This is a genomic window from Pseudomonas gingeri, from assembly GCF_013386165.1.
Classification (GTDB): domain Bacteria; phylum Pseudomonadota; class Gammaproteobacteria; order Pseudomonadales; family Pseudomonadaceae; genus Aquipseudomonas; species Aquipseudomonas gingeri_C.
This window is the reverse complement of record NZ_JACAOS010000015.1, coordinates 371,713-383,519: the sequence shown is the minus strand read 5'-3', so window position 1 is coordinate 383,519 and position 11,807 is coordinate 371,713. Positions and strand designations below refer to the sequence as shown.

Genomic DNA, 11,807 nt, shown 5'->3' with positions numbered 1-11,807 from the left:
GGGCTTGTCAGTGAGGGCGCGGTAGTTCGATCACGAACCGTGTCCATCCTGCCTCTGATTCGCAGCCAATCCGCCCGCCATGGGCACGAATGATCGACTGGGTAATCGCCAGTCCCAACCCAGCATGTTCATTGCTGCCTTCCCTGCGTGCCGGGTCGGCCCGGTAGAAGCGATCGAACAGATGTGGCAACAAGCCCGGCGCAATACCTTCACCGCTATTCTCGACGCTGACCCGCCAACCTTCTGAGTCTTCCTCCAGCTTCACCGTGATCTCGCCGTCCTCGGGGGTGAAGCGCAAGGCATTGTCCAGCAGGTTGGACAGTGCCCGGCGCAACATGCCGCGATCACCCGGCAGGCTTGCGCGGCCTTCGCGCTTGAACCGAACCCGGTTCTCTTCGGCCAGCGGCATGAAGAACTCCAGCAGGGCATCGACCTCATCAGCCAGCTCAAGTGCTTCGCGCTTGGGAGTCAGCAATCCGTGATCGGCCTTGGCCAGGTAGAGCATGTCGTTGACCAGCTGCGCCATCCATTGCAGCTCCTCGAGGTTGCCGTGCAGGGCTTCGCGGTAGTCCTCCAGTTCACGGGGTCGGGTCAGGGTGACCTGGGTGTGGGTCAGCAGGTTCGACAGCGGCGTGCGCAGTTCATGGGCGATATCGGCGGAGAACGCCGAGAGGCGCTGGAATGAATCATCCAGGCGCGCCAGCATGGCATTGAACGACTGCGCCAGTTCGGCCAGCTCCGGCGGCATCTGTTCTTCAGGCAAGCGTTGCGTCAGCGAGTTGGCCGAGACGCCTGCGGCAATCTCGCCCATGCGCCGCAAGGGTCGCAGGCCGCTACGCACGGCCCAGGCGCCGAGCAGGGCCGTGGCCAGGGCCGAGAGGCTGACGGTCAGCCAGATCAGGTGCTGCATGCGCTGCAAGAAGTGTTGGTGATGGGTGATGTCGAGGATCAGGGTCAGTTGCGGCGAGTCGGCTTTGTTCGGGTCCAGTGGGGCATTGAAGACCCGATAGGCGGTGCCCTCGATCCGCAGGCTGGTGAGTCCCGATTTCGTTGGCAGGTCGCCGGGCAGGGCGCTCGGGGCATTGAACCAGCGCTGGCCGTCGGCACCACTGACGCGCAGGGCGAGATCAGGCCTCAGGTTGATTTCGGCCTGCAATCGCTCGCTGCGCCGCTGAAAGTCGTCCAGGCTCTCGACCCCGGCCAGGGTGCTGCGCAGTGCCACCAGGCGGGCATCGAGCAGTTGCTGGTCGAGTTCGATGAAGTGCGACTCGCTGGCGCGGTTGAACAGCACGCCCGCGCTCAGCGAGACCACGGCAGTGCAGGCGGCGAACAGCAGGGCCAGGCGGCTGCCCAGGGACAGGCGGCGCATCAGGCGTTGCGCTCTTCGAGAACATAACCCATGCCGCGCACGGTGTGGATCAGCTTGTGCGGGTGAGCATCGTCGACTTTCAGGCGCAGACGGCGGATTGCCACTTCGATGACATTGGTGTCGCTGTCGAAATTCATGTCCCAGACCTGGGAGGCGATCAGGGATTTGGGCAGTACCTCGCCCTGACGGCGCAGGAGCATTTCCAGCAGGGCGAATTCCTTGGCGGTCAGGTCGATGCGCTGTCCGGCGCGTTCGACTCGCCGGCGAATCAGGTCCAGGCGCAGGTCGGCCAGTTGCAGGCTGGTTTCCTGGGTCGCCGTGCTGCCCCGGCGCAGTAGGCTACGAACCCGGGCCAGCAGCTCGGAAAAGGCGAACGGTTTGACGAGGTAGTCGTCGGCGCCCAGTTCCAGGCCGTGGACCCGGTCTTCCACCGCATCGCGAGCGGTCAGGAACAGCACCGGAATGTCCAGGCCGGCGCTGCGCACCGCTTGCAGGATTTGCCAGCCATCGCGGCCAGGCAGCATGACGTCGAGGATCAGCAGCGCGTAGTCGCCGGTCAGGGCCAGGTGCTGGCCGGTGGTGCCGTCGGCCACCAGTTCGGTGTTGAAGCCGGCTTCGTTCAGGCCCTGGCGCAGGTAATGACCGGTTTTCGCTTGGTCTTCGACGATCAGCAGTTTCATGGACAACTCATGGCTAATGATACGGGGACGTTATACCGCGCGCCCGGTGCTCGGGGGGCAAGCTGACAAAGTTGTAATCTGCGGGTCAGCTCAATGCCAGCGAGCGGGCCTTACAGTTTCACACAGCCTGAACCCGATCCCGTTGGAGTGTGACTATGTTTTTGCGTAACAGCCTGCTGCTGGCCGGTTTGCTGGCCCTGAGTTTTCCCGTCTGGGCCTCGCCTGCGAGCCGCTACGATTTTGGCCAGCCGGCACCGGCGGGCAAGGCCACCCGCACGGTTGAAGTGACCATGACCGACATTGCCTTCAGCACCAAGGAACTGGATGTGAAGGCCGGTGAAACGGTGCGTTTCGTGCTGATCAATAAAGGTCATCTGCTGCATGAATTCAACCTGGGGCACGCGGCGGCGCATGCCGAGCACCAGCAAGAGATGCTCAAGATGCAGCAGGACGGGCAGTTGACTGCCACCGGCATGAATATGGCCGGTATGGACCACGGGGCCATGGGGCATGCCATGAAGCATGACGATCCCAACAGCGTACTGGTGGAGCCCGGCAAGACCGCCGAACTGACCTGGACCTTCAGCCAGGCGAAAAACCTGCAGTTTGCCTGCAATATTCCCGGGCACTATCAGGCCGGGATGGTCGGGGCGCTGAACATCGCGCCTTGAAGTCGCCCGCCCGGGTCGACGGTTTTCGTGCGTGGGGTGAATTGCGCTAGACTGGCGGGGTTTATCCAGCCAGGTTTTTGTCATGCATCCCGCCGCCGAACACTCACCACTGGGCAAGTCCAGTGAGTACATCGCCACCTATACACCTTCTTTGTTGTTCCCGATTCCGCGGGCGGCCAAATGGGCCGAGCTGGGCCTTAGCGCCGAGACCCTGCCGTATGTCGGCGTGGATTTCTGGAACTGCTTCGAGTTGTCCTGGCTGCTGCCGTCCGGCAAGCCGGTGGTGGCGATCGGTGAGTTCAGTATCCCGGCGGATTCGCCGAACATCATCGAATCGAAATCCTTCAAGCTGTATCTCAACTCCCTGAACCAGACGCCGTTCGTCGACAGCGCCAGCCTCGAAGCCGTACTGCGTGCCGATCTGTCGGCCGCCGCCGGAAAGCCGGTGGGCGTGCGGGTTCGCCGCTTGAGCGAAGTGCAGGCCGAGGGTGTGGTCGCCTTGCCGGGTATGTGCATCGATGACCTGGAAATCAGCGTCAGTGATTACGCCCATCCGCGTCCTGAGTTGCTGCGTTGCGATGCGTCGCGGGTCGTGGAGGAGAGCGTGCACAGCCATTTGCTCAAGTCCAATTGCCCGGTGACCAGCCAGCCGGATTGGGGCAGTGTGGTCGTGGAGTATCGCGGTGCGGCGCTGGATCATGCGAGCCTGTTGGCGTACCTGGTGAGCTTCCGCCAGCACTCGGACTTCCACGAACAGTGCGTGGAACGGATCTTCCTCGACCTGCAGCGCTTGCTGAAGCCGGAGAAGTTGACGGTGTATGCGCGTTACGTGCGGCGCGGCGGGTTGGATATCAATCCGTATCGCAGCACCGAGAAGGTCGAGTTTCAGAACCTGCGGTTGGTGCGTCAGTAACGGCGGACATAAAACCGGCAGGTATAAAAAAGCCCCGACAAGTCGGGGCTTTTTCTATTGCGCGTACAGCTTAGGCTTGAATGACCGGAATCTTGGCATTCGCTGCGGCTTCACGGAACTCGGCGATCTGGTCGAAGCTGAGGTAGCGGTAAACGTCGGCAGCCATGCTGTCGATTTTACCGGCGTACTCCATGTATTCCTCGACGGTCGGCAGGCGACCCAGGATCGAAGCCACGGACGCCAGCTCGGCCGAAGCCAGGTAAACGTTCGCGCCGTCACCCAGACGGTTCGGGAAGTTACGGGTCGAAGTCGAGACCACGGTGGAGTTCGGTTCTACCCGTGCCTGGTTACCCATGCACAGCGAGCAGCCCGGCATTTCCATGCGTGCGCCAGCTTTACCGTAGATGCCGTAGTAGCCTTCTTCGGTCAGTTGGTGAGCGTCCATCTTGGTCGGCGGCGACAGCCACAGACGAGTAGGCAGCTGACCTTTGACCTGATCCAGCAACTTGCCCGCAGCGCGGAAGTGGCCGATGTTGGTCATGCAGGAACCGATGAACACTTCGTCGATCTTCTCGCCAGCAACGCTGGAGAGCAGGCGAGCGTCGTCCGGGTCGTTCGGCGCGCAGAGCACAGGCTCCTTGATGTCCGCCAGGTCGATTTCGATGACTTCGGCGTATTCGGCGTCAGCATCGGCAACCATCAGCTCAGGGTTGGCAATCCAGGCTTCCATCGCTCGGGCGCGACGTTCCAGAGTGCGTGCATCACCGTAGCCTTCGCCGATCATCCAGCGCAGCAGGGTGACGTTGGAGCTCAGGTATTCGCTGATCGACTCTTTCGACAGCTTGATGGTGCAACCGGCAGCCGAACGTTCAGCCGAAGCGTCGGACAGCTCGAAAGCTTGCTCGATGCTCAGGTTGTCCAGGCCTTCGATTTCAAGGATGCGGCCGGAGAAGGCGTTCTTCTTGCCTTTCTTCTCGACGGTCAGCAGGCCAGCCTGAATCGCGAAGTAAGGAATGGCGTGAACCAGGTCACGCAGGGTGACGCCCGGTTGCATTTTGCCTTTGAAGCGCACCAGGATCGATTCCGGCATGTCCAGCGGCATAACGCCAGTGGCTGCGGCAAACGCTACCAGGCCGGAACCGGCCGGGAACGAAATGCCCATTGGGAAACGGGTGTGGGAGTCGCCGCCAGTACCGACGGTGTCCGGCAGCAGCATGCGGTTCAGCCAGCTGTGGATGATGCCGTCGCCCGGACGCAGGGAAACGCCGCCACGGGTCATGATGAAGTCAGGCAGCGTGTGGTGCGTGGTGACGTCGATCGGCTTCGGATAGGCAGCGGTGTGGCAGAAGGACTGCATGACCAGATCGGTCGAGAAGCCCAGGCACGCCAGGTCTTTCAGTTCGTCACGGGTCATTGGACCGGTGGTGTCCTGGGAGCCGACGGTGGTCATCTTCGGTTCGCAGTAGGTACCTGGACGAACGCCTTTGCCTTCTGGCAGGCCACAGGCCTTGCCGACCATTTTCTGCGCCAGGGTGTAACCCTTGGTGCTTTCGGCCGGGGCTTCCGGCAGTTTGAACAGGGTCGAAGGTGGCAGGCCCAGCTCGGCACGTGCCTTCTCGGTCAGACCGCGACCGATGATCAGCGGGATACGACCGCCGGCACGAACTTCGTCCAACAGCACTGGCGTCTTCATTTCGAAGGTGGTCAGGACTTCATCGCTGTTGTGCTTGGTGACTTTGCCAGCATGCGGGTACAGGTCGATCACGTCGCCCATGTTCATGTTGGTAACGTCGAACTCGATCGGCAGTGCGCCGGCATCTTCCATGGTGTTGTAGAAGATTGGAGCGATCTTGCTGCCGAAGCAGAAGCCGCCTGCGCGCTTGTTCGGCACGTAGGGAACGTCGTCGCCGAAGAACCACAGTACCGAGTTGGTCGCCGATTTACGCGACGAACCGGTACCGACCACGTCACCGACGTAGGCGATCGGGAAGCCGTCGTTGCGCATCTGCTCGATCTGTTTCATCGGACCGATGGCGCCTTGCTGGTCAGGCACGATGCCGTCACGGGCCATTTTCAGCATGGCCAGGGCGTGCAGCGGGATGTCAGGGCGCGACCAGGCGTCCGGGGCTGGGGACAGGTCGTCGGTGTTGGTTTCGCCGGTGACCTTGAATACCCGCAGGCTGATCTTGTCGGCCAGGGTAGGGCGGTTCTGGAACCACTCGCCATCGGCCCAGGACTGGATCACGCCTTTAGCGTGTTCGTTGCCGTTCTTGGCTTTTTCCGCGACGTCGTGGAAAGCATCGAACATCAGCAGGGTGTGCTTGAGTTGCGCGGCGGCAACTGGAGCCAATTCGGTGGAGTCGAGCAGGTCGACCAGGGTCACGATGTTGTAGCCGCCCTGCATGGTGCCGAGCAGTTCAACAGCGCGTTTTTTGTCGATCAGAGGGGAGCTGACTTCGCCCTTGGCCAGGGCGGACAGGAAGCCGGCCTTGACGTAGGCCGCTTCGTCCACGCCAGGTGGAATGCGGTTGGTGATCAAGTCAACGAGGAAAGCTTCTTCGCCAGCCGGGGGATTCTTCAGCAGTTCGACCAGGCCTGCGGTTTGTTCGGCATTAAGCGGCTGGGGCACGATGCCCAGTGCTGCACGCTCTTCGATATGTTTGCGGTAGGCTTCAAGCACAGTTATTACCCTCATCAGTGGTCCCAAATGGGTGTCCGGGACGCTCATCCAGAAATGCACGGCACTCATGCGCTGCGGGGCTTTTTGAGCCGCTTAGCCAGAGTTTCCACGATTTCCAACAGAAGCTGTTTTCAAAGTTTTACGCCTGCGGAACGGGAGCTGATGAGGGTTGGCGCAGGGACTTCCGGAGGGGAAATTCCAACGCCAACGCCGTTCTTTAGGGCTGGGGGCGATTTACGTCCGACTGATGAAGCGTCGTCGGACCTAATTTCACCCCACACTGTGCTCGTGACGCTTTGAAAACAGCTTCCAACGGACATTGGCGCCTAAAAAGGCAGGCCGATTCTACGGCATATTCCAAAGAAAGGTAAGTTAGGCCCTACAGGTTCGGGGGTGACCCTTCTTAGACAAAGGGCTAACATGCGGACCAGTTTTGCTTTTGCGCGTGTCCCCTGCTCATGTCCAATCAGACCATCAAGACCCCCTGCGTCGGCCTCTGCTCCACTGTTTACGGTGATTTGGTCTGCCGCGGCTGCAAACGCTTCCACCATGAAGTCATCCACTGGAACGGCTACAACGAAGAAGAGAAGCGTGCGGTCTGGTTGCGCCTGGAACAATTGCTGGTCCAGGTCATGGTGGCCAAGATCGAGGTGTTCGATCCGGCCAAGCTGCGCCAGCAACTGGAAACCCGCAAGATTCGCTTCGTGCCCCATCAGTCGGAATATTGCTGGGCGTACCAGTTGATTGCCCGTGGCGCGCGGGTGATCAGCCAGTTGGAGGCCTATGGCATGGTGCTGTTGCCGGAGTTTCGCGACTGGGGCCTGCCCGAGCTGCGCGATGCCATTGATCGGGAGTTTTTCCTGCTGTCCGAGGCGCACTACCAGCGCTATATCGCGCCGGGTTTCCTCAAGGACGCCATGGGCGGTTGATCGGCTCGACCTGTAGGAGCCGGCTTGCTGGCGAGAACGATAACGCAGTTCGCCTGGAACACCGCGGTGCCCGATTCGCCAGCAAGCCGGCTCCTACAGATTGTTCAAGGTCGTGGCGCTGTCTCCACCAGGTGATCGATGATTTCCTGGGGCTTGAGCACCAGCACATCGCTTTCCAGTGCATCGAGCACCACTTCTGCGGTATTGCCGATCAGCGCCCCTGAAATACCGGTACGCGCCACCGTGCCGATCACCGTCACCGCCGCCCCGAGTGTGTGGGCCATATGGGGAATCAGCACGTCGGCGGGGCCTTCCTTGATATGCAGGTGTTCGTCATCCACATCGAATTGGCTCTGGAAATCCCGGCATTGATCGCGATAACGGCCTTCGATGGTCTCCCTGAGCTGGTACACCGGGTCGGCAGCCGACAGCATGGGCGAGGGGTGGGCGCTGATCACGTGCAACTGGCCTTTGGCCAGGCTGGCGATGTCATAACCGTGATCGATGATGCTGGCGTGCAGGTGCCGGTGTTCATCATCGGCATTGCCCACGTCCACCGCCGCGAGAATCACCCCGCCTGACCAGGGCGTCTCGGTCTTGACCATCAGTACTGCGGACGGGCAGTAGCGCAGCAGTTTCCAGTCGGAAGGGGTCAGCAGGGCTTTCTTCAATGGGCTGTCGGGGCGATGTTGCTTGATCACCAGGCCGCAACCTTCGGCCTGTTGCACGCCGATGATGGTTTCATGCACGGTCTTGTCCCAGGCCTGCTCCGCCGTGGCACTGTAGCCATCATCATGCAACTGGCTCTTGAGCAGGCTGAGCAGGGCGCTGTGGTCGTGCTTGGGATCGCACATCAGCAGGTGCAGGTGCGCATCCGTGACCCCGGCGATCAGCTTGGCACGGTTGAGGGCCAGGCTGTGGGCGTGGTCGGGGTCGAGTATCACCAGAATGCTGCGGATGGCTTGCATGGTCGGGTTGCTCCGGGAAGGCTGAGGGCGACTTGATACAACTATAGTTGCACTCCACGGACTGCGATCTTGATGCATATCAAGTGCGGTGGCTGGCGATCTGCCCCGGCCCCCGTATAATCGGCGGCCTTGTCCTGCCTGATCCCCGGTTTTTGTGAGCCCCATGTCGACTATTCCCGCTTTGTCCTCCTGCCAAGCCGCTCCTGTGACGGGAGTTTTCCTGTGAACCTGCCGGAAATCCACGAATTCCTCGGTTGCCCGACCCCCCAAGGCTGGGTTCAGGCGGCCCTGGCGGATCAGGAGACGCTGCTGATCGATCACAAGAACTGCGAGTTCAAGGCGGCCAGTACCGCCTTGAGCCTGATCGCCAAGTACCATTCCCATGTCGACCTGATCAACCTGATGTCGCGCCTGGCTCGGGAAGAACTGGTGCACCACGAACAGGTCATGCGCCTGATGAAGCGGCGCAAGATCGAGTTGCGGCAATTGTCCGCCGGTCGTTATGCCTCGGGGCTGCGCAAGGCGGTGCGCAGTCACGAACCGGTCAAGCTGGTGGATACGCTGGTGGTCGGGGCCTTTATCGAGGCTCGCAGTTGCGAGCGCTTCGAAGCCCTGGTGCCGCATCTGGACGAAGAACTGGGCAAGTTCTACTTCGGCCTGCTCAAGAGCGAGGCCCGGCATTTCCAGGGTTACCTGAAACTGGCCTATCAGTACGGCGACGCCGAGGACATTGGCCGGGTCATCGAGCGGGTGCGGGCGGTCGAGCAGGAGCTGATCGAGTCGCCCGACAGCGAATTCCGCTTCCACAGCGGTGTCCCGACCGCTGTCGGCGTTTAAGTCCGTACCAGTTTTTCCAGCGCCGCGTCCGCCAGGAACGATGAGCGACTCTTGATCCGGTGGTCGCGCACGTAACGGTCGATGCGCTGGATCACAAAGCCGGGAAGGGTCACGTTGACCTTCTCGGTCTTGCCCAGATAGGGCGAGATATCGATCTCCAGCATGCCCCAGCCCATCTCCGCGAACTCGGGATTTTTCCGATGGGTGAAGGAGGGCGATGGCGTCGGCACGGGCTGGCCGTTCGAAACGATCTCCTCAAGCATGATATGGGCGATTTCCAGGGCGGCGTTATAAGCCTCCTCGAACGTATCGCCTGCGGTCACGGCACCCGGAATATCCGGAATCTGGATGCCGATGGCGGTGTGTTCATCACCCCATTCGATCGCGATGGGATATTGCATGATGGTCTCCTGACTGAACGGGTTCATAGCAACCCCGCCCGTTTTCTGATGCTTCTGATGGTCCCGAGCGGCAGATCCTTCTTCGGATGCGGCACGGGGATCGAGTGGGGGCTGATGGGGTGGACAAACACATGATGACTGCCCCTGATTCGTTGCAGCATCCACCCGGCGGCCTCCAGTTCGGCGATCAAATCCCTGCTTTTCACCTGTGACTCCTTGTCAGGTATGTCAGGGAAGCCTAGCCGTCTTGCTATCAGACATCGAATTCAAAGGTGTGTCTAGAGTTATCTATTAGACCTGCTGCCTTTTATCGGCTAAATAAAAAGCTTGCTAACTAATGCTTTGACATTAGCTGCCTAAGCAGTAAGATCGCACCAACTCCCTGCCTAAGCAGCTTTTGGTGGCCTTATGAAGCATTTCACCCCGGACGACTTTCACAACTGCCATCTCGGCTTGCTTCTGGGTCGTGCCGCGTTGCTCAAGGACCGGATCATCGACACCCATATGGTGCCGTACGGCATCACGGCCGCGCAGTTCAAGGTGCTGATCATCATGGCCCAGTACGGCGTCGATACCCCGGCCGAGCTGTGCCGCCATCTGTCCCTGGACAGCGGTTCCATGACCCGCATGCTCGATCGCCTGGAGCAGAAAGACCTGCTCGCCCGTCGGCGTTCGGAGGGTGATCGGCGTCAGGTGCAACTGGTGCTTACGGCGCAGGGGCAGGTTCTCGCTGATCGTTTGCCGGAAATCGGTGCCGATGCGATGAACGAGCTGGCGGGGGCTGTCAGCCCGCAAGAGCTGCGGACCCTGGAAGACATTCTGAAGAAAATTTTGCTGGCGGCCGGGGACTCGATCACCGTGCTGCGGGTGGGTGAAAAAAATGAGCAGTAAAACCCTGCGTACCGGCTTCAGCCTGGTGTTCCTGTCGATGGTCCTGGCCGGTTGCGCCAGCTACAGCGGCCTGCACACCGAAGGTGTCAGTCTCGATGCGAAAAACCTCAAGGCCGCACAATCCCTCAAGGGCGTAACCCTGTCGCCGGCGGCCTGGCCGAAAAACGACTGGTGGAAAAGCCTTGGCGATCCGCAACTCGATAGCCTGATCCGCGAAGCCCTGCGCGACAGTCCTGATATGCAGGTCGCCAGCGCGCGCGCGCACCAGGCCAGCGCAGCGGCCTCTGCCGCCGACGCGGCGCGTTTGCCGACCCTCGATGCCAGCGCGGGTGTTACCCGGGCGCGCCTGCCGCGGGACCAGGACCCCACCGGTCGCGGCGGGCTTCTCGAGACTTCTCGCAAGGTGGGTGCCACCTTCAACTACAGCTTCGATCTCTGGGGCGGCCAACGTGATGCCTGGGAAGCCGCGCTGGGCCAGGCACGTGCCGCCGAAGTCGACCGCCAGGCCGCACAGTTGACCCTGGCCGCTGATGTGGCGCGGGCCTACAGCGACCTGGGGCAGGCGCACATCGTCTATGACCTGGCCAACGATGACCGGCAGCGGACGCAAAAATTGCTGGACCTGGGCAAGCGACGGCTGAGTTCCGGGATCGACAGTCACTATCAGTACCAGCAGACCGAAAGCCTGGACGCCAGTGCCGAAGAGCAGGTGATCGACGCCGGGAAAAAACTGCAAAGCGCCAAGGTCGCCCTGGCCGTGTTGCTGGGCAAGGGGCCGGATCGCGGCAATGAAATCGCCCGGCCGAAGATTCTCCAGCCGAGCGCCGTGGCCTTGCCCTCGGTACTGCCGGCGGAACTGCTGGGACGGCGTCCAGACCTGGTGGCTGCGCGCTGGCGTGTCGAGGCCGCGAGCAAGGACATTGCTGCTGGCAAGACGCGCTTCTACCCCAACCTCAACCTGAGTGCCGCCGCCGGCGGTGAGTCGCTGCTGGGCGACGCGATGTTCGGCTCCGCCAGTCGCTTCTTCAGCATTGCCCCGACCGTCTCGCTGCCGATCTTCGACGGCGGCCGCTTGCGCGCCGGCCTCGACGCCAAGGACGCCGATTACGACCTGGCGGTGGCGCAGTACAACAAGAGCCTGGTCCAGGCCCTGGGCGATGTCAGTGACACCCTCCAGCAGTTGCATGCCCTCGGCCAGCAGATCGTGGCCCAGCAACATGCCGCGGATATCGCCCAGGATTCCTACAACACCGTGCTTCAGCGCTACGGCGCCGGCATCGGCAACTACCTGGACGTGCTCACCATCGAGCAGACCCTGTTGCAGGCCCAGCGCCAGTTGGCGGACCTGAATGCCCAGCAGATCGATTTCTCCATCCAGCTGATGCAGGCCCTGGGCGGTGGTTTCCAGGCTGACAACATCGCCGCGAACAGCCCCAGCCCTTCGGCTCAGACTTATTAATTCAAGGTA

General features: G+C 61.4%; 12 protein-coding genes. 6 read left to right on the top strand and 6 right to left on the bottom strand.

The window, feature by feature from the left end:
- Positions 1-7 precede the first annotated feature (7 nt).
- Together HX866_RS14420 and HX866_RS14415 are read right to left on the bottom strand one after the other, a co-directional pair.
- Positions 8-1,369, bottom strand: coding sequence for a heavy metal sensor histidine kinase (locus HX866_RS14420; protein WP_177100332.1), 1,362 nt, complete (start codon positions 1,367-1,369; stop codon positions 8-10).
- On the bottom strand, positions 1,369-2,049 hold the full coding sequence (locus HX866_RS14415) for a heavy metal response regulator transcription factor (protein WP_177092409.1): 681 nt from the start codon (positions 2,047-2,049) through the stop codon (positions 1,369-1,371). The genes HX866_RS14420 and HX866_RS14415 overlap by 1 nt, the downstream gene beginning before the upstream one ends.
- A gap of 155 nt (positions 2,050-2,204) precedes the next feature.
- On the opposite strand from HX866_RS14415, the gene copI reads away from it, so the two are divergent.
- Both copI and queF read left to right on the top strand, forming a co-directional pair.
- Positions 2,205-2,720 (top strand): copper-resistant cuproprotein CopI, encoded by a 516-nt coding sequence (gene copI / locus HX866_RS14410; RefSeq protein WP_177126849.1) that lies wholly within the window; start codon positions 2,205-2,207, stop codon positions 2,718-2,720.
- Between the two features lie 82 nt (positions 2,721-2,802).
- Positions 2,803-3,633, top strand: a complete 831-nt coding sequence (gene queF, locus HX866_RS14405; protein ID WP_177092407.1) for an NADPH-dependent 7-cyano-7-deazaguanine reductase QueF — start codon at positions 2,803-2,805, stop codon at positions 3,631-3,633.
- A gap of 70 nt (positions 3,634-3,703) precedes the next feature.
- On the opposite strand, the gene acnB is transcribed toward queF, so the two are convergent.
- Positions 3,704-6,313 (bottom strand): bifunctional aconitate hydratase 2/2-methylisocitrate dehydratase, encoded by a 2,610-nt coding sequence (gene acnB / locus HX866_RS14400; RefSeq protein WP_177140103.1) that lies wholly within the window; start codon positions 6,311-6,313, stop codon positions 3,704-3,706.
- A gap of 458 nt (positions 6,314-6,771) precedes the next feature.
- Here acnB and HX866_RS14395 point away from each other — a divergent pair, with 458 nt between their 5' ends.
- Positions 6,772-7,242 carry a DUF1289 domain-containing protein gene (locus HX866_RS14395; RefSeq protein WP_177092406.1) on the top strand — a complete coding sequence of 157 codons (471 nt, stop codon included), beginning with the start codon at positions 6,772-6,774 and terminating at the stop codon, positions 7,240-7,242.
- Positions 7,243-7,346: 104 nt separating this feature from the next.
- Here HX866_RS14395 and HX866_RS14390 read toward each other — a convergent pair whose 3' ends face one another.
- Entirely contained in the window at positions 7,347-8,210 is an 864-nt protein-coding gene (locus HX866_RS14390; RefSeq protein ID WP_177092405.1) for a universal stress protein, read from the bottom strand.
- Between the two features lie 222 nt (positions 8,211-8,432).
- Here HX866_RS14390 and HX866_RS14385 point away from each other — a divergent pair, with 222 nt between their 5' ends.
- Entirely contained in the window at positions 8,433-9,047 is a 615-nt protein-coding gene (locus tag HX866_RS14385) for a tRNA-(ms[2]io[6]A)-hydroxylase (RefSeq protein ID WP_177092404.1), read from the top strand.
- Here HX866_RS14385 and HX866_RS14380 read toward each other — a convergent pair.
- Both HX866_RS14380 and HX866_RS34345 read right to left on the bottom strand, forming a co-directional pair.
- A complete protein-coding gene (locus HX866_RS14380; RefSeq protein WP_177092403.1) occupies positions 9,044-9,448 on the bottom strand; it encodes a type II toxin-antitoxin system HicB family antitoxin in 405 nt (134 codons plus the stop codon). The genes HX866_RS14385 and HX866_RS14380 overlap by 4 nt on opposite strands.
- A gap of 23 nt (positions 9,449-9,471) precedes the next feature.
- Positions 9,472-9,654: a type II toxin-antitoxin system HicA family toxin gene (locus tag HX866_RS34345; RefSeq protein WP_177092402.1), complete on the bottom strand. Its 183-nt coding sequence runs from the start codon at positions 9,652-9,654 to the stop codon at positions 9,472-9,474.
- 202 nt (positions 9,655-9,856) lie between these two features.
- Between HX866_RS34345 and HX866_RS14370 the strand changes: the two genes are divergently transcribed.
- Positions 9,857-10,339 carry a MarR family winged helix-turn-helix transcriptional regulator gene (locus tag HX866_RS14370; RefSeq protein ID WP_177092401.1) on the top strand — a complete coding sequence of 161 codons (483 nt, stop codon included), beginning with the start codon at positions 9,857-9,859 and terminating at the stop codon, positions 10,337-10,339.
- Positions 10,329-11,798 (top strand): efflux transporter outer membrane subunit, encoded by a 1,470-nt coding sequence (locus HX866_RS14365; protein ID WP_177140022.1) that lies wholly within the window; start codon positions 10,329-10,331, stop codon positions 11,796-11,798. The genes HX866_RS14370 and HX866_RS14365 overlap by 11 nt, the downstream gene beginning before the upstream one ends.
- Positions 11,799-11,807 lie beyond the last annotated feature (9 nt).

Excerpts from the sequence above, each read along its gene's own strand:
- HX866_RS14420 (WP_177100332.1), bottom strand. The coding sequence starts at position 1,369 with ATGCGCCGCCTGTCCCTGGGCAGCCGCCTGGCCCTGCTGTTCGCCGCC.
- HX866_RS14415 (WP_177092409.1), bottom strand. The coding sequence starts at position 2,049 with ATGAAACTGCTGATCGTCGAAGACCAAGCGAAAACCGGTCATTACCTG.
- copI (WP_177126849.1), top strand. The coding sequence starts at position 2,205 with ATGTTTTTGCGTAACAGCCTGCTGCTGGCCGGTTTGCTGGCCCTGAGT.
- queF (WP_177092407.1), top strand. The coding sequence starts at position 2,803 with ATGCATCCCGCCGCCGAACACTCACCACTGGGCAAGTCCAGTGAGTAC.
- HX866_RS14395 (WP_177092406.1), top strand. The coding sequence starts at position 6,772 with ATGTCCAATCAGACCATCAAGACCCCCTGCGTCGGCCTCTGCTCCACT.
- HX866_RS14390 (WP_177092405.1), bottom strand. The coding sequence starts at position 8,210 with ATGCAAGCCATCCGCAGCATTCTGGTGATACTCGACCCCGACCACGCC.
- HX866_RS14380 (WP_177092403.1), bottom strand. The coding sequence starts at position 9,448 with ATGCAATATCCCATCGCGATCGAATGGGGTGATGAACACACCGCCATC.
- HX866_RS14370 (WP_177092401.1), top strand. The coding sequence starts at position 9,857 with ATGAAGCATTTCACCCCGGACGACTTTCACAACTGCCATCTCGGCTTG.
- HX866_RS14365 (WP_177140022.1), top strand. The coding sequence starts at position 10,329 with ATGAGCAGTAAAACCCTGCGTACCGGCTTCAGCCTGGTGTTCCTGTCG.